General features: G+C 70.1%; 18 protein-coding genes and 1 tRNA gene. 4 read left to right on the forward strand and 15 right to left on the reverse strand.

The features are described 5' to 3' along the window. Positions 1–6: 6 nt before the first annotated feature. Both ACWA7K_RS21690 and ACWA7K_RS21695 read right to left on the reverse strand, forming a co-directional pair. Positions 7–1,041, reverse strand: a complete 1,035-nt coding sequence (locus ACWA7K_RS21690) for an ABC transporter substrate-binding protein (protein ID WP_456164223.1) — start codon at positions 1,039–1,041, stop codon at positions 7–9. A 149-nt stretch (positions 1,042–1,190) separates the two neighbouring features. After that, positions 1,191–1,267 (reverse strand) — tRNA-Met (locus ACWA7K_RS21695). 197 nt (positions 1,268–1,464) lie between these two features. Between ACWA7K_RS21695 and traF the strand changes: the two genes are divergently transcribed. The 3 genes from traF to ACWA7K_RS21710 all read left to right on the forward strand — a co-directional run bounded on the left by traF (position 1,465) and on the right by ACWA7K_RS21710 (position 5,169). Then, positions 1,465–2,844, forward strand: a complete 1,380-nt coding sequence (gene traF, locus ACWA7K_RS21700; protein ID WP_456164225.1) for a conjugal transfer protein TraF — start codon at positions 1,465–1,467, stop codon at positions 2,842–2,844. A gap of 120 nt (positions 2,845–2,964) precedes the next feature. Then, on the forward strand, positions 2,965–3,609 hold the full coding sequence (gene ureG, locus ACWA7K_RS21705) for an urease accessory protein UreG (RefSeq protein ID WP_456164227.1): 645 nt from the start codon (positions 2,965–2,967) through the stop codon (positions 3,607–3,609). A 186-nt stretch (positions 3,610–3,795) separates the two neighbouring features. Beyond that, complete coding sequence (locus tag ACWA7K_RS21710) at positions 3,796–5,169, forward strand: TrpB-like pyridoxal phosphate-dependent enzyme (RefSeq protein WP_456164229.1); 1,374 nt, start codon at positions 3,796–3,798, stop codon at positions 5,167–5,169. Positions 5,170–5,221: 52 nt separating this feature from the next. Here ACWA7K_RS21710 and ACWA7K_RS21715 read toward each other — a convergent pair whose 3' ends face one another. The 4 genes from ACWA7K_RS21715 to ACWA7K_RS21730 are packed head-to-tail and all read right to left on the reverse strand — an operon-like array spanning position 5,222 to position 8,361. Then, the gene (locus ACWA7K_RS21715) at positions 5,222–6,277 is read right to left on the reverse strand and encodes a S49 family peptidase (protein ID WP_456164231.1); all 1,056 of its coding nucleotides are present in this window, start codon (positions 6,275–6,277) and stop codon (positions 5,222–5,224) included. A 58-nt stretch (positions 6,278–6,335) separates the two neighbouring features. Next, positions 6,336–6,716, reverse strand: coding sequence for a Rieske (2Fe-2S) protein (locus ACWA7K_RS21720; protein WP_456164233.1), 381 nt, complete (start codon positions 6,714–6,716; stop codon positions 6,336–6,338). Positions 6,717–6,739: 23 nt separating this feature from the next. Beyond that, positions 6,740–7,393, reverse strand: a complete 654-nt coding sequence (locus ACWA7K_RS21725) for an HAD family hydrolase (protein WP_456164235.1) — start codon at positions 7,391–7,393, stop codon at positions 6,740–6,742. A 5-nt stretch (positions 7,394–7,398) separates the two neighbouring features. Further along, entirely contained in the window at positions 7,399–8,361 is a 963-nt protein-coding gene (locus ACWA7K_RS21730) for an RluA family pseudouridine synthase (protein ID WP_456168907.1), read from the reverse strand. A 947-nt stretch (positions 8,362–9,308) separates the two neighbouring features. Between ACWA7K_RS21730 and ACWA7K_RS21735 the strand changes: the two genes are divergently transcribed. Beyond that, positions 9,309–12,284 carry an Rne/Rng family ribonuclease gene (locus tag ACWA7K_RS21735; protein WP_456164237.1) on the forward strand — a complete coding sequence of 992 codons (2,976 nt, stop codon included), beginning with the start codon at positions 9,309–9,311 and terminating at the stop codon, positions 12,282–12,284. Between the two features lie 85 nt (positions 12,285–12,369). Here the strand turns inward: ACWA7K_RS21735 and nagZ are convergent, their stop codons facing one another. The 9 genes from nagZ to lepA all read right to left on the reverse strand — a co-directional run bounded on the left by nagZ (position 12,370) and on the right by lepA (position 20,715). After that, a complete protein-coding gene (nagZ, locus tag ACWA7K_RS21740) occupies positions 12,370–13,500 on the reverse strand; it encodes a beta-N-acetylhexosaminidase (RefSeq protein WP_456164239.1) in 1,131 nt (376 codons plus the stop codon). A gap of 4 nt (positions 13,501–13,504) precedes the next feature. Next, positions 13,505–13,933, reverse strand: coding sequence for a holo-ACP synthase (acpS, locus tag ACWA7K_RS21745; RefSeq protein ID WP_456164241.1), 429 nt, complete (start codon positions 13,931–13,933; stop codon positions 13,505–13,507). A 5-nt stretch (positions 13,934–13,938) separates the two neighbouring features. After that, positions 13,939–14,730, reverse strand: coding sequence for a pyridoxine 5'-phosphate synthase (locus tag ACWA7K_RS21750; RefSeq protein WP_456164243.1), 792 nt, complete (start codon positions 14,728–14,730; stop codon positions 13,939–13,941). 68 nt (positions 14,731–14,798) lie between these two features. After that, a complete protein-coding gene (gene recO, locus ACWA7K_RS21755; RefSeq protein ID WP_456164245.1) occupies positions 14,799–15,638 on the reverse strand; it encodes a DNA repair protein RecO in 840 nt (279 codons plus the stop codon). Between the two features lie 3 nt (positions 15,639–15,641). After that, complete coding sequence (era, locus tag ACWA7K_RS21760; protein WP_456164247.1) at positions 15,642–16,784, reverse strand: GTPase Era; 1,143 nt, start codon at positions 16,782–16,784, stop codon at positions 15,642–15,644. Beyond that, a complete protein-coding gene (gene rnc, locus ACWA7K_RS21765) occupies positions 16,781–17,467 on the reverse strand; it encodes a ribonuclease III (protein ID WP_456164249.1) in 687 nt (228 codons plus the stop codon). The genes era and rnc overlap by 4 nt, the downstream gene beginning before the upstream one ends. Before the next feature lie 53 nt (positions 17,468–17,520). Further along, positions 17,521–17,910 (reverse strand): DUF4845 domain-containing protein, encoded by a 390-nt coding sequence (locus tag ACWA7K_RS21770; RefSeq protein WP_456164251.1) that lies wholly within the window; start codon positions 17,908–17,910, stop codon positions 17,521–17,523. A gap of 11 nt (positions 17,911–17,921) precedes the next feature. Then, positions 17,922–18,890, reverse strand: a complete 969-nt coding sequence (lepB, locus tag ACWA7K_RS21775; RefSeq protein ID WP_456164253.1) for a signal peptidase I — start codon at positions 18,888–18,890, stop codon at positions 17,922–17,924. Between the two features lie 16 nt (positions 18,891–18,906). After that, positions 18,907–20,715, reverse strand: coding sequence for a translation elongation factor 4 (lepA, locus tag ACWA7K_RS21780; RefSeq protein ID WP_456164255.1), 1,809 nt, complete (start codon positions 20,713–20,715; stop codon positions 18,907–18,909). Positions 20,716–20,922: the final 207 nt, after the last annotated feature.

The raw sequence follows: 20,922 nt of genomic DNA on the forward strand, positions 1-20,922 counted from the left end.
CGCCGGTCATTTCACGAGGGTGATGGCGTCGGGCACCGCCTGACGCAGCGGGGCGGGTTCCAGGAGGTTCAGGACATTGATCGGCCGCTCCGGATTCGGGCCGGCCGGCACGAGCCCTTCACGGCGCAGCCAGCGGATCTGGCGCTCCAGCGTCCCGACCAGCGACTGCGGCAGCTTGAGCCGGAAGTCGTAGTCCGCCCAGCGCGCGGCGATGTCATCGGCCGGGACTTCCAGTCGTTGCGCCAGCTGCGTGCGGGCCATCAGGGGGTCCTCGTGGATGGCGTCGACCGCGCGTTGCAGCGCCCGCAGCACGCGGACCAGGGTGTCGTCATGCTGGACGATGAAGTTCCGCGAGGCCGCCAGGTTGAAGGTGTGGGTCAGCCCCCTGGGCCCGGCCAGGGCGACGGCCGCGCGGCGGTCATCACGCAGGATGGCCTGTGCCACCGGCTCCCAGATGACACACGCGTCGACCTCGCCCGAGGCCATCGCCGCCGGGATCCGGTCGGGCGGCAGGTTCACAGCGATGACCGAGCGCGGATCGATGCCGGCCAGCATCAGCGCGACCTCCAGGTGGTAGTGCGCGGCGGTGCCCGTTGGCAACGCGATCCGCCGCCCGATCAGCTGGTCAAGCGAGGCGATGCGGGCGTCCCGCCGGGCCAGGATCTTGATGTCGCGATCGGACCGGCCGAGCGTCGCGACGACGGCGAAGTCGTCGCGCTGGAACGAGGTCACCGCCACCGGCAGTTCGGTCACCGTGGCCAGCTGCGTCCGGCCGGCGAACAGGTCGGCCAGACAGTGCAGGCCATCGACACAGGGCTTCAGCGTCACCCGCACGCCTTCGGCCGCGAACAGGCCGAGCTGTTCGGCCACATGGAACGGCAACACGCCCACCGAGCGCGACACGCCCACGCTGACCTGCGGTGGTGTGGACTGCCGCGCCGAGGCGCCGTCCGCCATCCAGCCCGTCAGCCCGCCCGCCAGCAAGGCCAGGCAAAGGTGGCGGAACCACTTCGTGAAAGTCAGGGAGCAGGGCAGGAACACGGGCGCGCGCCAGGGTTGATCCGGCCATGCGCATGCACGGCCACAACCCTGTATCGGCAGCGCCCGCCCGAACTCAAGCGCCCGAACGTGCCCAAGTCAGCCCAAAACGAAAAAGCCCCGAGGTCTTTCGACGTCGGGGCTTTCGTGTCTGGTGGCGCTTCAGGGATTCGAACCCCGGACCTGCGGATTATGATTCCGTCGCTCTAACCGGCTGAGCTAAAGCGCCTTGAGCCCGCTAGTGTAGTCACGTCGCTTTCGATCTGGCAAGTGTTTTCTGAAATGGCTCGGCGTCGGCTTGAGATCGGGCAGGCGAACGGCCGGATCGGGCGAGGCTGCGCGGGTGCGGTCTCAACTTCGTCCGGGGCGGGTCGATAGCACGGGTCTTGTCCAACCGGCTCTTGCGAGCCCCGACCTGGAGTACCCGTGACCCAACGCCCGTCGTCGACCGCCCGCACCGTTTCCCTCGCCTTGCACCACCGTCTGCCGATGCGCCCGCTGGCGGCGGCCCTGCTGCTCGTCGCCGTGGCCGGCGGGGCGCAGGCCAACCAGTCGCTGTTCAGCCCGGGCTACGGCCTGACGGTGGGGCCGGTCTTCAACCGCAACAACCTGAACTCGGCCGGCTACAACCCGGCCAACGCGGTCCGGCTGGTCGATGTCGACGAGTCGGTGCGTTTCGGCCTGCTGCAAGCCGGCGCGCAGTACACGCTGGGCGATGTCGACGACCTGAAGGCCCGGCTCGACCGCATCGACGCGGCCGTGACCGCCGCGCGTGCGGCCGGCGGCAACCTGGCGGCGGTGCAGGCCGAGGTCGACCGCATCAACGCGCTGCTGCCGGGACTCGACCGCGGCACGCGCTTCGGCCTCTCGGCCGGCGGTTCGCTGCTGACGCCGCTGCTGATCCGCAGCGAGCGGCTGCAGGGCGTGTTCTCGCTGCAGGCCAATGCGCAGGCGCAGGCGGCGGGCATCTTCCGCGGCGCGTCCGCCACGCTGGTCGGACCGTCCGGCGCGCCGACCGGGCTGGCCACCGGCTCGGCCGTCGACGTCAAGGCCGCCACGATCACGCAGGTCAGCCTGGGCTACAGCACCGAGGTGGGCCGCTGGTTCGGTCACGACGGCGCCAGCGGCAAGCTCGACGGCGGCGTGCGCCTCAACCGCTACCAGGCGAAGCTGTACCGGCAGCTAGTGGGCTTCACCGATGCCAACGGCAACGGCAACTCGGGCAACTTCAACCGCAACACCGTCGCCTTCCGCACGGCCGGCGCCACCGGCATCGACGTCGGCCTGAACTGGCAGGCCGAGAACTGGCAGGTCGGCGCGACGGTCTACAACCTGGGCAACCCGCGCTTCTCGTACCCCGATCCGGCGCTCGACGCCAATGCGGCCAACCGCTATGCCGCCTCGGTGCTCGGCGCCGGCATCGACCAGGTCCGCCTGAAGACCCATGTCGTCCTCGAAGGATCGGTCCACACCGCCAACAAGCGCTGGATGCTGCAGACCAGCTACGCCGCCAGCGAGACCCCGAACTTCGTCGGCGACCTGCAGAAGTTCGTCACCGCCTCGGTCAGCTACAACGCCGAGCGCTTCGAGGGCTCGTTCGGCACGCTGCTGAACTACCTCGTGCCGAGCGTGCGGCTGGGCTGGCGCAAGAACCTGGTCGGCGACCAGCTGACCAGCCACGGCCTGGGCCTGAGCTGGGGCATCGTCAACCTGGACGTGCAGGCCAGCCCGTCCAAGGTCAACGCCGATGGCAGCAGCGTGCCGCGCAGTGCCGGTGCATCGCTGTCGATCGCCGAGAAGTTCTGATCGATCCTGGGGCATCGCGCACCGTCGCGGTGCCCTGGCGTGGTGCGCCTCGTCCCGGTGCGCGGGCGGCATGAGGCTTGCGTCGGCGGGGGCTCCGTCCCCCATCTTCCGAAGATCGCCATGAGCCACCTGCACGCTGTTCCCGGTCGCACCAAGAAACTCCCGCCGCTGCGCGTCGGCGTCGGCGGGCCGGTCGGGTCGGGCAAGACCACGCTGGTCGAGATGCTCTGCAAGACCATGCGCGAGCGCTGGGACCTGGTGGTCGTCACCAACGACATCTACACCAAGGAAGACCAGCGCCTGCTGACCGTGGCCGGCGCGCTCGACCCGGACCGCATCATGGGCGTCGAGACCGGCGGCTGCCCGCACACCGCGATCCGCGAGGACGCCTCGATCAACCTGGAAGCGGTCGACCGGATGCTGGAGAAGTACCCGGACGCCGACATCGTCTTCATCGAGTCCGGCGGCGACAACCTGGCCGCCACCTTCAGCCCGGAGCTGAGCGACCTGACGATCTACGTGATCGACGTGGCCGCCGGCGAGAAGATCCCGCGCAAGGGCGGCCCGGGCATCACCAAGAGCGACCTGTTCGTCATCAACAAGACCGACCTGGCCCCGCACGTCGGCGCCGACCTGGCGGTGATGGCGGCCGACACGAAGCGCATGCGCCCGACCCGGCCGTGGGTGATGACCAACCTCAAGACGAAGGAAGGCCTGGCCGAGGTCATCGCCCACATCGAGCGGCAGGGCCTGCTGGTGAGCTGAACCCCGGTTCTGCGCGCGCTGAGGGAAGGCTGAACTGGCTCAGGACATGAGCCAGAACCCAGGCGCAGGACCCTCCGGACCCGGTGACTTCCCCGAGTGGCGGCGGCCGGACCCGCGCCTAGCATCGACCGATGGCCGGGGCGCGGTGCCCTGGCGTTGACACGTTTCCACGTCGGGAGATTGCGCGTGAGCGATCAGATCAAGTTCCTGCTGTCCGAAGACCAGATGCCCAAGGCCTGGTACAACCTTGCCGCCGACCTGCCGGTGCCCCTGCCGGCGGTGCTGCACCCCGGCACGCTGCAGCCGGTCGGGCCGGACGACCTGGCGCCGCTGTTCCCGATGGCGCTGATCCAGCAGGAAGTCTCGACCGAGCGCTACATCGACATCCCCGAGCCGGTCCGGCAGATCTTCCGGCAGTGGCGCCCGGCGCCGCTGTACCGCGCCCGCCGGCTCGAACAGGCGCTCGGCACGCCCGCGAAGATCTACTACAAGTACGAGGGCGTCAGCCCGGCCGGTTCGCACAAGCCGAACACCGCGATCCCGCAGGCCTGGTTCAACCGCGAGGCCGGCATCCGCAAGCTGACGACCGAGACCGGCGCGGGCCAGTGGGGCACCTCGCTGAGCTTTGCCGGCGCGCTGTTCGGCATCGACGTGCAGGTCTTCCAGGTCCGCGTGTCCTACGACCAGAAGCCCTACCGCCGCGCGGTGATGGAGACCTACGGCGCGCAGTGCGTGGCGTCGCCGTCGAACCTGACGCAGTCGGGCCGGGCCATCCTGGCGCAGCGGCCCGATCACCCGGGCAGCCTGGGCATCGCGATCTCGGAAGCGGTCGAACTGGCCGCCCAGCGCGACGACACGAAGTACGCGCTCGGGTCGGTGCTCAACCACGTGCTGCTGCACCAGACCATCATCGGCGAGGAGGCCATCGCGCAGCTCGAGATGGCCGGTGACGATCCGGACGTGGTGGTCGGCTGCACGGGCGGTGGCTCGAACTTCGCCGGCATCGCCTTCCCGTTCCTCGGACTGCAGCTGCGCGGTGGCGCATCGGCCAAGAAGCGCCGCATCGTGGCGGTCGAGCCGGCCGCCTGCCCGAGCCTGACGCGCGGCAAGTACGCCTACGACTTCGGCGACACCGCCCACCTGACGCCGCTGACCAAGATGCACACGCTGGGCAGCACCTTCACGCCGCCGGGCTTCCATGCCGGCGGGCTGCGTTACCACGGCATGGCGCCGATGGTGTCGCACCTGAAGGAGCTGGGCCTGATCGAGGCGACCGCCTACCACCAGAACGCCTGCTTCGAGGCTGGCGTGACCTTCGCGCGTGCCGAGGGCATCGTGCCGGCGCCGGAGGCCAACCACGCCGTCAAGGGCGCGATCGAGGAGGCCCTGCGCTGCAAGCGCGAAGGTCGCTCGGAGGTGATCCTGTTCAACCTGTGCGGCCACGGCCACTTCGACATGCAGGCCTACAGCGACTACTTCTCCGGCAAGCTGCAGGACCTCAACTACGACGAGTCCGAGCTGGCGATGGCGCTGGCCGGCCTGCCGTCGGTGCCGGCCTGAAACGACGCTGCCGGCGCAAGGCCGGCAGCGGTTCATGCGGGGGCGGTGACGCTCAGTTCAGCCGCAGGCCATCGAGCTTCATCGCCCGCACCGCACCGGCGCCGACCGAGGCGCCGAAGCGCTTGGCCAGCCGCTCGGCCACGTTCTCGTGCGGGGTGTAGTCGATGATGTTCTCGGCCTTGACGACCTCGCGGGCGACGTAGTCGAGGTTGCCCAGACCATCGGCCAGGCCGAGCTTGACGGCTTCCTCGCCGTTCCAGAACAGGCCCGAGAAGGTGTCCTCGTTCTCCTTGAGCCTGTCGCCGCGGCCCTTGCGCACCACGTCGATGAACTGCTGGTGGATCTGGTCGATCATGGCCTGGGCCAGGGCGCGCTGGCGTTCCGAGGCGGGCGAGAACGGATCGAGCATGCCCTTGTTGCTGCCGGCGGTGATCAGGCGGCGCTCGACGCCGAGCTTGTCCATCAGGCCGGTGAAGCCGAAGCCGTCCATCAGCACGCCGATCGAACCGACGATCGACGCCTTGTCGACGTAGATCTCATCGGCGGCGGCGGCCACGTAGTACGCCCCCGAGGCACAGCTTTCCTCGACCACCACGTAGATCGGCTTGTCGTGCAGCGCCTTCAGGCGCTTGAGCTCGTCGTGGATGATCCCGGCCTGCACGGGGCTGCCGCCGGGCGAATTGATGCGGATGACGACGGCGCGCGCGCCGGTGTCCTCGAAGGCGCTCTTCAGGCCCGACAGCATCACCTCGGCGCTGGCGGCGGTGTCGGCGGCGATCTCGCCGCGCAGCTCGACCAGCGCGGTGTGCGGACCGCTCGGCGGGCTGGTGGGCGAGTTCTGCGTGAGGAAGCCCCAGACCAGCGCGATGAAGGCGGCCAGCCAGCCCAGCCGGATCGCCCGGTTCCAGCGCTGGGTGCTGCGGCGGTCCTTCAGGTAGTCATGCGCGAACTGTTCGAGCAGGACCTCGCTGGCGCTGCGGGCGGGGGCTGGCGGGACGGTGTCGGGGCCGACGGCCGAGGGCGCGGGCGGTGCGGCGCCGTAGGACGACGCGGGTTCGGTGTCGGGCACGTCGTGCGGGTCGCGGGATTCGGGAGGGGGCGGGTACATCGGGGCTCCGTGCGGCAGGGGCCGCAGGCAGTTCGGACAGGTCAGGCGATCCGGGCGATCAGGCGCCGAAGGCGGGCGCCAGTTCGCCTTGAGGATACCAATACACCTCGCCGTCACGCTCCTCGACGCGCAGCGGCTTCAGGCGCTTGCCGACACACGGTCCGCCGACGCAGCGGCCGTCGCGCGGCTCGTAGGCGGCGCCGTGGATCGAGCAGATGATCCAGCGCCGGTCGTCGTCCAGGAAACGGCCTTCCTGCCAGTCCATCTCGGTCGGCACGTGGGCGCAGCGGTTGAGGTAGCCGACGGGCTTGCCGTCGAAGCGCAGCACGAAGGCACGCGCGGGCCGGCCGTACTCCAGCAGGTCGAAGACATGGGCCAGGCCGCCGTCCTCGAGGTCGGCGGAGGCGCAGAGGCGTTCGGGCGGCAGGGGTTCTGACATGGTCGGATGCAGGTCGAGTCGGGTCATGCGTGCCGATGCAGCCAGTCGTGCAGCTCCTGCACGCTGTGGGCGACGGCCAGCGGCGCGTGCGCGTGCAATTCGGCCGGCTCGTGCGCGCCGTAGGCGACCGCGACGGCGGCGGTGCCGGCGTTCTTCGCCAGCATCAGGTCGTGGCTGGTGTCGCCGATCATCAGCGTGCGCTCGGGCGGCACGTCCAGCTCGGCCATCAGCTCCTGCAGCATCTGCGGATGCGGCTTGGAGCGGGTCTCGTCTGCGGTGCGGGTGGCGTCGAACCAGCGCCGCAGGTCGGCGATGTCGAGCGCCTCGTCCAGCCCGCGCCGGCTCTTGCCGGTGGCGACCGCGAGCTGGTGCTGGCGGCCGCGCAGGCTCTCCAGCAGCTCGGGCACGCCGCGGAACAGCGTGATCGCGTGCTGCTCGCGGAAGTAGTGGTGGCGGTAGCGCAGGCCCAGCTCCGGGTAGCGCTCGACCGGCAGGCCGGGCACGGCGCGCTGCAGGGCGTCCTGCAGGCCCAGCCCGATCACGTAGGCGGCCTGCTGGTCGCTCGGCACCTCGGCGCCCAGGTCGCGGCAGGCGGCCTGGATGCTGCGCACGATCAGCGCGGTGGAGTCGAACAGCGTGCCGTCCCAGTCGAAGACGATGAGGTCGAAGCGGCGCATGGCGGTCAGGTCGGGGAGGGCGTCGCGAGACGGTCCAGCAGTGTCGCGCACTCGTCGGGCAGCGGTGCGGCCAGCTCGATGCGCTCCCCGCTGGCCGGGTGGTCGAACGCCAGCCGGCGGGCGTGCAGGAACATCCGGCCGAAGCGCAGGCCGGGCAGCGCCTCGCCGCGCGACATCGCCCGGTTGACGGCGAAGTCGCCGTACTTGTCGTCGCCGACGATCGGGTGACCGGCCTGCTGCAGGTGGACGCGGATCTGGTGGGTGCGGCCGGTCTTGATCGTGACGTCCAGCAGCGTGTAGCCGCCGGCGCGCTGCACCACCCGCACCAGCGAGATCGAGCGCCGGCCGTCCGGATGGTCGGCCGCGACGGCATGGACGCGGCGCTCGCCCTCGGCGTCGAGCGTCTTGTGCAGTGCCACGTCGATCACCTTGAGCGACGCCGGCCAGTCGCCGATCACCAGCGCGGCGTAGGTCTTGCCGGTGTCGCGCTGACGGAACTGGTCCTGCAGGGCGGTCAGCGCGCTGCGCTTCTTGGCCACCAGCAGGATGCCGGAGGTCTCCTTGTCCAGCCGGTGCACGAGTTCCAGGAACTTCGCGGTCGGCCGGGCCCGGCGCAGCTGCTCGATCACGCCGAAGCTGACGCCCGAGCCGCCGTGTACCGCCACGCCAGCGGGCTTGGCGATGGCCAGCAGGTGCTCGTCCTCGAACAGGATCGGGAACTCGCGTGGCGGCACCCGGCTCGCGGCCTCGGCGGCGACCGCCGGATCGGCCAGCCGCAGCGGCGGCACGCGCACCACGTCACCGCTGGCGACGCGGGTGTCGGCACTGGCGCGGCCCTTGTTCACGCGCACCTCGCCGCTGCGGATGATCCGGTAGACCAGCGTCTTGGGCGCGCCCTTGAGCTCGCGCATCAGGTAGTTGTCCAGCCGCTGGCCTTCACCGGCCTCGTCGACGACGAACTGGCGCACCTGGGCCGTCGCGGCCGGGGTAACCGGCGCTGGCGTCGTCTTCACCGGCTGGGTTCCGGTCGACATGCCCCCCAGCGTTTTCCGTGCGGTTCGTGAACCACCGGAACGCGGGGACTTGGCCCCTATAATCCTCTGCACCACGTTCGCGTTGTAAGTGTTTGATTTGTCTGAGTTTAGCGGTGCGCATCGCGCCGCAGACCGACGGCCACCGGCCCGCGTCGCTTGAAGAGCGGCATCCCGGACCGGCCTGCCCGATGACGACACCTGCGGCGCGACGAGGGATGGCGCACCGGATCGACCCCTCCGTTCGAGACCGGCCCGGTGCACCGACAACGATGATGCAGCGCGCCGCTGCGGCCCTGGTTCCGTCTCCCAAGGTGAGCCGGTGGAGGGCAGGGCGACGCGCCAGGGACCTCGCGGTCAGATCCCCCAAGTCAAGGTTTTTCAAGCCGCAGCCCTCGGGCTGGCGGGCGGTCCCGGAAGTGCTGGGGCCCCCGACAGCACCGGTCGCTGCGGTGAGCAGGTCGACGAACAAGCCGCCGAAGATGGCCGCCACCCTTCCAACCCCCCACGCACCCCGCCCCCGCGCCCCGCGCGCCGGCCGGGTTGCTGCCCGGACCCTGCCGACACGGCACGGACCGGGCGATGGCTGTCCGCCGTGCCACGCGCGCGGTGCGGCAGTCGGGCTGGATCGCGGTGACGCCATGGCAGCCCGTTCGTTCGGCGGCGCGCCAACGCTGCGCGGCTGAGGCCTCCGGCCTCGATCGGTTGCCGGCCCGTGCCGGCGTCCGGCCACGCAGTCCAGGGCGATTCCTTCTCGGTCGGACTGCGACGTTCTCGTGCATCGCGACGTGGCCGTGTGCGCACCTTCATCGGTGCGGACGCGGCAGTTCGATGGATGCTGTGCCGCCCACCCCACTGGCGGCGCAGGCACGAGAGGAGTACGCATGAAACGCATGCTGATCAATGCCACGCAGCCCGAAGAGCGGCGCCTGGCGATCGTCGATGGCCAGAAGCTGCTGGACTTCGAGACCGAGATCGAGGGCCGCGAACAGCGCAAGGGCAACATCTACAAGGCCGTCGTGACGCGCGTCGAGCCGTCGCTCGAAGCCTGTTTCGTCGACTACGGCGAGGACCGCCACGGCTTCCTGCCGTTCAAGGAAATCGCCCGGACCTACTTCAAGGAAGGCGTCCCGGTCCGCGACGCCAAGATCTCCGACGTCATCTCCAACGGCCAGGAACTGCTGGTCCAGGTCGAGAAGGAAGAGCGCGGCAACAAGGGCGCGGCGCTGACGACCTTCGTCAGCCTGGCCGGCCGCTACCTCGTGCTGATGCCCAACAACCCGCGCGGCGGTGGCGTCTCGCGCCGCATCGAGGGCGAGGACCGCGAGGAGCTCAAGGAGAACCTCGAGCAGCTCGAATACCCCAAGGGCATGAGCCTGATCGCGCGCACCGCCGGCATCGGCCGCAGCGCCGAAGAGCTGCAGTGGGACCTCAACTACATGCTCAAGCTCTGGACCGCCATCGACGAGGCGTCCAAGGGCGGCAAGGGCGCCTACCTGATCTACCAGGAGTCGTCGCTGGTGATCCGCGCGATCCGCGACTACTTCACCGCCGACATCGGCGAGATCCTGATCGACACGGACGACATCTACGAGCAGGCCAAGCAGTTCATGCTGCACGTCATGCCCGAGACGGCCAACCGCGTGAAGCGCTACCGCGATGACGCGCCGCTGTTCAGCCGCTTCCAGATCGAGCACCAGATCGAGACCGCGTTCTCGCGCACCGTCCACCTGCCCTCGGGCGGCGCGATCGTGATCGACCATACCGAGGCGCTGGTCGCCGTGGACGTCAACTCGGCCCGCGCCACCCGTGGCGGCGACATCGAGGAGACCGCCACCCGCACCAACCTCGAGGCCGCCGACGAGATCGCCCGCCAGTGCCGCCTGCGCGACCTGGGCGGCCTGATCGTGGTCGACTTCATCGACATGGAGGAGAGCAAGAACCGCCGGGAGGTCGAACAGCGCCTGCGCGACGCGCTGCGCACCGACCGTGCCCGCGTGCAGTTCAGCTCGATCAGCAAGTTCGGCCTGCTCGAACTGAGCCGCCAGCGCCTGCGCCCGGCCCTCAGCGAGGGCAACCACATCACCTGCCCGCGCTGCAACGGCACCGGCCACATCCGCGACACCGAGTCTTCCGCGCTGCAGATCCTGCGCATCATCCAGGAAGAGGCGATGAAGGAAGGCACGGCCGCCGTGCACGTGCAGGTGCCGGTGGAGGTGACCAGCTTCCTGCTCAACGAGAAGCGCACCGAGATCACCAAGATCGAGCTGAAGCAGCGCACCACCGTGCTGCTGGTGCCGAACCGTCACCTCGAGACGCCGAACTACAAGCTCGAACGCCTGCGCCACGACGACCCGCGTCTGGACAACCTGCAGGCCAGCTACACGATGATCGAGGAGCCGGAGGAGGAAGTCGGCATCACCCGTCGTCGCGACGCCGGCGAGCGTGGCAAGGCCAAGCAGGAGCCGCTGATCAAGGGCGTGCTGCCCGACCAGCCGGCCCCCGTCGCACCGCCCAAGCCCGAGCCGGCGCCTGCGCCGGTCGTGGCGGCGGCGCCCGCTCCGGCGCCGGTCGCGGCACCGGCCGCAGCGCCTGCCGCCGGCGGTGGTTTCTTCGGCTTCATCCGCAAGCTGTTCGGTGGCTCGCCGGCTCCGGCGCCCGTCGCGGCACCGGCCGCGGCCGAACCCGCACCGGCCCAGAAGGATGGCGGCAAGGACGGCAAGGAAGCCCGTGGTGAGCGTGGCCGCAACGGTCAAGGTGGCCAGGGCGGCCGTGGCGGTGACCGCCGCCGTGGCGAGCGTGGCGAGCGTGGTGCAGAGGCGGCCAAGCCCGAGGCTCGCGAGGGCCGTGAGGGTGGCCGACGTGGCGAACGAGGTGAGCGTGGCGAACGCAGCGCTGATCGTCCGGACCGCGCCGAGCGTGGCCAGGAACGTGCCGGCGAGCGCGGCGAGCGTGCCGAACGCGGCGAGCGCCGTGAACGGGGCGAGCGTGGCGAGCGTGGCGAACGCGGCGAGAACCGCGCCCCGCGCGCCGAGCAGAACGTCGCCAGCCTGGCGTCGACCGAGAACCTGCCGGCCGACCTGTCGGCCCAGGCGCTCGTCGATGCGGGCGGTGCCCCGGCCGGCGAGACCGTCGAGCAGGGCAACGAGCGCCGTCGCCGTCGTGGCCGCGGCGGTCGCCGTGACCGCGAGGAAGGTCGTGCCGAAGGTGGCGTCGAGGGCAGCGATGCCGTCGACACCCAGTCACCGGTCGAGGCCGGCGAGGCGTCGGTTGACGCTTCGGGCGCCGAAGGCCGTCAGGACGCGCCGGGCGCCGAAGGCGAAGGCGCCGATGGCAACCGCGAAGGCCGTCGTCGTCGCCGTGGCCGTGGTCGCAACCGCGAAGCTGGCGAAGCGGGTGAAAGCGGTGAAGTTGGCGAGAACGGCGACAACGCCGCGTCGGCCGAGCCGACGTCCGATGCGCCGGCCCAGGTCGTCGCTTCTTCGGACGAGGTGGCGCCTGCGCCGGTCGCCCAGGCCGTCGAGGCACCCGTTGCTGCACCCGTCGCTGCACCGGTTTCCGCACCCGCGCCGCTGGTCGTCGAGGCCGCACCGGTCGCGCCGACGCCGGTCGTGGCGGTGGCGCAGCCCTTCGTGCTGCCGATCGCGACGCTGGCCGAACTGGCCCGCGAGGCCGGTCTGGAGTGGATCAACAGCGACGCCGACAAGGTCCGCGCGGTCCAGGACGCGATCGCCCGCGAGCCCAAGCCGGTCCACGTGCCGCGCGAGATCAAGCCGGTCGTGCTGCTGGACGAGGGTCCGCTCATCCTGGTCGAGACGCGCCGCGATCTGGCCAGCGTCAAGCTGCCGTTCGAAGGCTGACGTTCACGGGCTGACGTCTGGGGCCTGATCCGGCCCTGACATGACAACGCGCCGCAGCGGGAAACCGCTGCGGCGCGTTGTCGTTTCAGTCACCCGCGTCTTCGGCCAGCTGGCCGACCCGCTCCAGCGCGCGCTGGTAGTCGCCGTCGTGCATCAGCTCGTCCCAGGGCAGCGGCGCGGTCTGCGGCAGCAGGCGCTGACGGCGGTCCTCGCTGTCCGGATCGGCTTGCCACAGGCCGTCGTCGCCGGCCTCGTCGAGCGCTTCGAGCAGCGCATCGAGCGTGCGCCCGCCGTCGACGTTCGACTGGTTGCAGACCAGCGCCATGTCGCAACCCGCCTGCAGCGCCTGCATGACGGCTTCGGTCATCGTCAGCGTGCCATCGGGCTCGCTGCCACGCAGGCCGGGCACGCGGCGCGCGGCGGCCATGCCCAGGTCGTCGCTGAAGACCGCACCGGCGTAGCCGAGCCGGTCGCGCAGCACGTCGTCGAGCCAGATGCTGGAGAAACCGGCCGGCCGGGCGTCGACCTTCGGGTAGATCACGTGCGCGGGCATGACCGCGCGCAGGCAGGTCGTCAGGTGTGCATAGGGCAGGGCGTCGTCGGCCAGGATGGCGTCGAGCGGGCGCTCGTCGACGGCGCTGGCGACATGGGTGTCGGCCTGCGCCCAGCCGTGGCCGGGGAAGTGCTTGCCGCAGTTGGCCATGCCGGTCTGCAGCAGCCCGAGCGCCAGGCAACGGGCCAGCACCGTGACGACGCGGGCATCGCGGCCGAAGGACCGCGTGCCGATCACGTCGCTGCGACCGTGGTCGAGGTCCAGCACGGGCGTGAAGCTCAGGTCGACGCCGCAGGCGCGCAGCTCGGCGCCCAGCACGTGGCCGACCGCCGTGGCCGCTTCCATCGCCTGCAGCGCGCCGCTGCCGGGCTGGCCGGGCGTGTCACGCAACCAGCGTCGGCCGAGCGTGCGCATGGCCGGCAGCGGCGTGAAGCCGTCGTCGCGGAAGCGCTGGACCCGGCCGCCTTCGTGATCGACGGCGACCAGCAGGTCCTCGCGCAGGTCCTTCATCTCGGCGATGACGCGGGTCAGCTGCGCGCGGCCGGCCCAGTTGCGGCTGAACAGGATCACGCCGCCCACCAGCGGGTGGACCAGCCGGCGGCGGTCGTTGTCGTCCAGCGTGGTGCCGGCGATGTCGATGATCAGGGGTGCGTGCATGGTCATTCGGTCATTCGCCCGAAGCGTCGGGAGGGGGGATGCGCTCGACGACCACGAAGCTGACCGCGTAGTCGGTCTCGTCGGTCAGCGTCACGTGGGCCTGCAGGCGGCGCTGCGCGAACCAGTCGGCGAGCTCGCCGTGGAGGTGGATGCGCGGCTGGCCGGACGGGTCGTTCAGCGTCTCGCAGCTGCGCCATTGCATCGGGTGGTGGATGCCCAGCCCGATCGCCTTGGAGAAGGCTTCCTTGACGCTGAAACGGGTTGCCAGGTAGGACAGCCCGCGCGACTCGACACGGGCGCGGCGGGCGCGCCAGACCTGCAGCTCGCGCGGGCCGAGCACCCGTTCGGCGAAGCGGTCGCCGCGCCGGCCGAGCGTCGCGGCGATCCGTCGGATGTCGCAGATGTCGGTGCCGATGCCGTAGATGCCGGGGCCCAGCACGTCGCTCAGCCTTGCGGTGCGTAGGCCCGCTGGATGCAGGCAAGGTAGGCGCGGATGGTGGCCGGGAAGCCCAGCTCCAGCGCGTCGGCGGTCAGCGCATGGCCGATCGAGACCTCCTGCACGCCGGGCACGGCAGCCAGGAAATCGGTCAGGTTGTCGCGGTTCAGGTCATGGCCGGCGTTGATGCCCAGGCCGGCGGCCAGCGCCGCTTCGGCCGCCGCCGTGTAGCGGGCCAGCACCTCGGCCTGACGGGGTGTGCCCCAGGCCGAGGCGTAGGCCTCGGTGTAGAGCTCGATGCGGTCGGCGCCGACCTCGCGGGCCGCCCGCATCATCTCGGGGATCGGGTCCATGAACAGGCTGACGCGCACGCCCAGTTCGCGGCATTCGGCGACCAGCGGCGCGAGCCGTTCGGCGTCGTCGGGGAAGGTCCAGCCGTGGTCCGACGTGAACTGGCCGACCGAGTCCGGCACGAAGGTGGCCTGGTGCGGCCGGACCGCCCGGATCACGTCCATCAGGTTGTGGAACGGGTTGCCCTCGATGTTGTAGTCGATGTGCGGCCAGGCCTTCAGCAGCGCATCCAGGTCGGTCACGTCGTGCGCGCGGATGTGGCGCTCGTCCGGCCGCGGATGCACCGTGATGCCTTGCGCGCCGGCCTCCAGCACCAGCGTGGCCATGCGGGTCACGCCGGGGATGCCGAGGTGGCGGCTGTTGCGCAGCAGCGCGACCTTGTTGAGGTTGACCGACAGGGCGGTGCGCAGCGCGCCGGCATGGGCTTCGGGGGCGACGAGAGGGTTCATCGTGACTCGCGGATCGGGTCGAGGGAAGGCGGCGGGAAGGCGACTGAAGAGGTGCTGGCGATGATGCCTCAGCGACCCGGCGGCGTGCGGCCGGGGGCGCGGTCCAGCAGCTGCTGCAGCTCGACCATCAGCGCGCGGGTGCGCAGCATCGACGTGCCGAGGTGTTCGTGCAGCAGCGCGCGCAGCTGGCTCTTCAGCTCCTGCGGCGCGCCGGCGCAGGCCTGCTGCAGGCTGGCCAGGTCGTCGGCCTGCAGGGCGGTCTGCAGGGCGATCAGCACCGCGCCGCTGATGCCGGCGTCGCCCGGCGTGGCGGTGGTGCAGACCCCGGCGTCGGCCAGCAGCAGGTGGCGCGCGGCCGGCTGCACCGGCTGCTGCGTCGCGGTGACGCACGACAGGTCGGGCAGCACGCCCGAGTCGGCCAGGAAGGCCAGCTCGAAGGCACGCAGCGCGGCAGCGGCCCCGGCCTCGTCGGCGTTCTCGCGCGACCGGACCAGCTGGCCGAGCGTGGCCGCGTAGGCGTCGAACAGGTGCGGGTGCGGATCGTGCCGCGCCAGGCCGCGCAGCAGCAGCTCGTTGAGGTGCAGGCCCGACAGCAGCGCCGCGCCGCTCAGCAGCGGGCCGCCACCGGCCCATTCGGCGCTGCGCAGCAGCTGGACCTCGGCGCCGCCTTCCAGCCGCTTGTTGCCGAGTTGCAGGTGCAGGCGCTGGAACGGCAGCAGCACGCTGCGCAGCTGCGAGTAGGGCCGCTTGGCGCCCTTGGCCAGCGCGACGACGCGGCCCAGCTCGCGGGTCCAGACCTCCAGGATCAGGCTGGATTCGCTCCAGTCGTGCGTGTGCAGCACGTAGCCCGACAGCGGCTTCGCGGCGGACCCGCCAGCCGTGCCGCCGGACCGCCGCGTCGTCGCCATGGCTTATTCGTAGCCGTAGCTCTTCAGGCGCTGCTCGTCGTCGGCCCAGCCGGAGCGGACCTTGACCCACAGCTCCAGGAAGACGCGCCCGTCGGTCAACCGTTCCAGCTCGGTGCGGGCCTCGGTGCCGATGCGCTTCAGGCGCTCGCCGCCCTCGCCGATCACCATGCCCTTGTGGGCGTCGCGTTCGACCACGATCGTGGCGCTGATGCGGCGCAGCCGGCCTTCCTCGACGTACTTGTCGATCTGGACGGTGGAGGTGTAGGGCAGCTCATCGCCGGTCAGGCGGAACAGCTTCTCGCGGATCAGCTCGGAGGCGAGGAACTTGTCGCTGCGGTCGGTCAGCGCGTCCTCGTCGTAGAACCAGTCCTGCTCGGGCAGGTGCGGCCGCACGATGCCCAGCAGGCGGCGCGCGTCGGGCACCTTCTGCGCCGTCAGCGGCACGAACTCGGTGAACGGATGGCGCTCCTGCATCTGCTGCAGCCAGGGCAGCAGGTCGGCACGGCGGTGGACCAGGTCGAGCTTGTTGGCCACCAGCAGCGTCGGCTTGCCCGGCGGGATCAGCGCCAGCACCTTGGCGTCGTCGACGCCGAAGCGGCCGGCCTCGACCAGGAACAGCACGATGTCGACATCGGCCAGCACCGACTGCACCGTCTTGTTGAGGTTGCGGTTCAGCGCGGCGGTGCCGCGGGTGGTGTGGCGGGTCTGGAAGCCGGGCGTGTCGACGAAGACGAACTGGGTGTCGTCCTCGGTGCAGATGCCGGTGATGCGATGGCGCGTGGTCTGCGCCTTGCGCGAGGTGATGCTGACCTTCTGGCCGATCAGCGAGTTCAGCAGCGTGGACTTGCCCACGTTGGGCCGGCCGACGATGGCGATCAGGCCGCAGCGGCGGCCCGGCACGCTGGCGCCGAAGCTCAGCGGCAGCGCGACGCCTTCGGATGCCTCGTCGTCGTCGAACTCGTCACCGTCCTCGTCGCCGTCTTCGGTGTCGTCCTCGTCCCCGTCCTGATCCTCGAAGGCCTCGTCGTCGTCGCCGCCCAGTTCGATGTGGCCGGCCTCCGCGTCGTCTTCGGGGGTGGCCGGCGTGCCGGTCGGGGTGTCTTCGCGGGCCGGGTCCGGCGTCGCGTCTTGCGCTTCAGGGTTCATTCGTGGGTGCGGCTCAGCTGGTCGAGGACCAGCCGCGCGGCTTCCTGTTCGGCGGCTCGGCGGGAACGGCCTTCGCCGCGACCCTCGATGCCATGTTCGACCACGCTGCAGACGACCACGAAGGTCTGGTCATGGGCGCGGCCACGGGTGGCCTCGATGCGGTACTCGGGCACGCTGAGGCGGCGCGCCTGCAGCCATTCCTGCAGCTGGGTCTTGGCGTCCTTGGCCCAGGCCTGCGTGGCGGTCTCGATCACCAGCGGCTCGAACAGGCGCCGCACCAGGCCTTGCGCGGCGTCGTAGCCGGCATCGCGGTAGACCGCGCCGATGATGGCTTCCATCGCGTCGGCCAGGATCGACGGCCGCTGCGCGCCACCGCCACGGGCCTCGCCGTCGGACAGGCGCAGCTGCTGCGGCAGGCCCAGCGACAGCGCGATCCGGTGCAGCATGTCCTGGCGGACCAGGTGGGCGCGCACGCGGGTCAGGTCGCCCTCGGGCGAGTCGTCGAAGTGGTCGAACAGCAGGTCGGAGACCGCCAGGTTCAGCACGGCATCGCCGAGGAATTCGAGCCGTTCGTTGTGGTCGGCGCCATGGCTGCGGTGCGTCAGCGCGCGGACCAGCAGGCTGCCGTCGCGGAAGACGTGGCCCAGGCGCGCCTGAAGTTGATCGAGCGAGGCAGTGGACACGGTGTCGTCGCCGGTGGGGGCTGTGGATGCGGGGGTGTCGGGCGGCGGCAGGCTCAACGCGAGCTGCCGCGGTACTTGATCAGCAGGTAGACCGGGCCGAACAGCTCGACTTCCTTGTCGTAGGCGAAGGCCACGACCACCCGCTCGTCGTTCTTGGTGATCTCGAGGTCGGCGCCGGAGATCGCGGTGATCGAGTACTCGATGCTCTTGTGGCGATCGAACGCGGCGCGGATCTCCGGCACGGTGTTGCCGCCGGTCTTCGACACCTTCTCGACCGCGCCGAGGATCGTGTAGTACTCGTTGACCGTGGGCAGCACGCGCAGCGTGACGATGCCGAGCATCGACACCAGGGCGGCCCAGAACAGCAGGCCGATCATCGTGATGCCGCGCGCCGTCGCGCGGGACGGGCGGCGGTCGATCGGCGGACGGGTTGCGGCTGTCATGGGTCGACTCCTCAGTGGAAGCTGCCGATGCGCTTGATGTTGCCGAAGTTCATCCAGACGAGGAACGCGCGGCCGACGATGTTCTCGTCAGGCACGAAGCCCCAGAAGCGCGAGTCTTCGGAGTTGTCGCGGTTGTCGCCCATCACGAAGTAGTGGCCGGCCGGCACCTTGCAGGTCACGCCATCGGCGCTGTAGGTGCAGGCGTCCGCGAACTTGCCGAGGCGGGCGCGCATGCCGTAGCTCGACGGCAGGCGCGGCTCGACCAGGATCCGGTGCGACTGGTCGCCGAAGGTCTCGCGGAACTGCGGCGAGTAGCCCCGGCGGTCTTCCTCGTAGTAGTCGTCCAGGCGCTCCAGCGGCGCGGGCTGGCCGTTGATGCTGAGCTTCTGGTGCTCGTAGGTGACGGTGTCGCCGGGCAGCGCGACGACGCGCTTGATGAAGTCGATGCTCGGGTCCACCGGGTAGCGGAACACCATCACGTCGCCCCGCTGGACGGGGTTGTTCTCGATGATCTTCTTGTTGATCACCGGCAGCCGCACGCCGTAGTGGAACTTGTTCACCAGGATCAGGTCGCCGATCTCGAGCGTCGGGATCATCGAGCCGGACGGGATCTTGAACGGCTCGAACAGGAAGGACCGCAGCACGAAGACGATCAGGATCACCGGGAACAGGCCGGCGGTCCAGTCCAGCCACCAGGGCTGGGCGAGCACCTTGTGGCGTGCTTCCTCGAGGTTGCTGTCGACCTGGGTGATGCCCAGCCGCTGCAGCTCGGCACGACGCTGGGCGTCCTGCGCCTCGACGGCCCCGGCTGCGGCGAGCCGGCGCGGCAGGAAGACATACCGCTCGGCCAGCCAGTAGCCGAGCGTGACGATGGTCAGGATGAACAGCAGCAGCGAGAAGTTGCCGCTCCAGCGGCCGAGATACCAGCCCGCTCCGTAGAACAGGAGGCAGGCGTAGAGGATGCCGGTGAGGGTTGCCATCGGGGGTCCGGTTGGATCAGTCTTCGACCTGCAGGATCGCGAGGAAGGCTTCCTGCGGCACCTCCACGGAGCCGATCTGCTTCATGCGCTTCTTGCCGGCCTTCTGCTTCTCGAGCAGCTTGCGCTTGCGGGTGATGTCACCGCCATAGCATTTTGCCAGCACGTTCTTGCGCAGCGCCTTGACGTCCTCGCGGGCGATGATGTTCGCGCCGATCGAGGCCTGGATCGCGACGTCGTACATCTGGCGCGGGATCAGCGTGCGCATCTTGGCCACCACCGCGCGGCCGCGGAACTGGCTCTGCGAGCGGTGCACGATCATCGCCAACGGGTCGACCCGGTCGCCGTTGATCAGGATGTCGACCTTCACGACGTCGGCGGCGCGGTATTCCTTGAACTCGTAGTCCATCGAGGCGTAGCCGCGCGAGACCGACTTCAGCTTGTCGAAGAAGTCCAGCACGATCTCGGCCAGCGGCAGCTCGTAGGTCAGCATGACCTGCTTGCCGTGGTAGGCCATGTTGATCTGCACGCCGCGCTTCTGGTTGGCCAGCGTCATGACGGCGCCGACGTACTCCTGCGGCATGTACAGGTGGACCGTCACGATCGGCTCGCGGATCTCCTTGGTGCGGGCCACTTCCGGCATCTTCGACGGGTTCTCGACCTCCAGCACGGTGCCGTCGTTGAGCTCGACCTCGTAGACCACGCTCGGCGCGGTCGTCACCAGGTCCTGGTCGAATTCGCGCTCCAGGCGCTCCTGCACGATCTCCATGTGCAGCAGGCCGAGGAATCCGCAGCGGAAGCCGAAGCCCAGCGCCTGCGACACCTCGGGCTCGAAGCGCAGCGAGCTGTCGTTGAGCTTGAGCTTCTCCAGCGCGTCGCGCAGCTGGTCGTACTCGCTCGATTCCGACGGGTAGAGCCCGGCGAACACCTGCGGCTGGATTTCCTTGAAGCCGGGCAGCGCCTCGGTCGCCGGGCCGGCGTTGTTGGGCAGCTTCTTCTCGAGCGTGACCGTGTCGCCCACCTTGGCGGCGGCCAGTTCCTTGATGCCGGCGATGATGAAGCCGACCTGGCCGGCCTGCAGCAGCTCGCGGTTCTCGCTCTTGGGCGTGAACACGCCCAGGTGCTCGATCGGGTAGACCGTGTTGGTCGCCATCATGCGGATGCGCTCGCCCTTGCGCAGCTGGCCGTCGACCACGCGCACCAGCATCACGACGCCGACGTAGTTGTCGAACCAGGCGTCGATGATCATGGCGCGCGGCGCGCCGTCGGCATCGCCCTTGGGCGGCGGCATGCGGGCGATGACCGCTTCCAGGATCTCGTCGATGCCCATGCCGGTCTTGGCCGAGCAGGGGATCGCGTGGTCCGCGTCGATGCCGATGACGTCCTCGATCTCGGCCTTGGCGTTGTCCGGATCGGCCGACGGCAGGTCCATCTTGTTGAGGACCGGCACCACTTCGACGCCCAGGTCCAGCGCGGTGTAGCAGTTGGCCACCGTCTGGGCCTCGACGCCCTGGCTGGCGTCGACCACCAGCAGCGCGCCTTCGCAGGCCGACAGCGAGCGGCTGACCTCGTAGCTGAAGTCGACGTGCCCGGGGGTGTCGATCAGGTTGAGGTTGTAGATCTGGCCGTCGTTGGCCTTGTACTGCAGCGCGGCGGTCTGCGCCTTGATGGTGATGCCGCGCTCGCGCTCGATGTCCATCGAGTCCAGCACCTGGGCCTCCATCTCGCGGTCGCTGAGGCCGCCGCAGCGCTGGATGATCCGGTCGGCCAGCGTGCTCTTGCCGTGGTCGATGTGGGCGATGATGGAAAAATTGCGGATGTGGTCCATGGAACTCGGTTGGCGCCAACGGGCGCCGTCACAGCGGCCTGCACAGTGGCGATGTGCCGCTGCGGAAAGGGCTCACACCGCCGGGCGGTGTGGATGCGCGCAGTGCCTGGGCGGAGTCGTCCGACGCTGCCGGCTCGGCGTCGACGATGGACGCACGGCCCGGGCGGGCACATGACTCAGCTCAAAAAAAAGGCACGTCGAAGAGGT

Source organism: Leptothrix mechoopdaensis (SeqCode), from assembly GCF_053893855.1.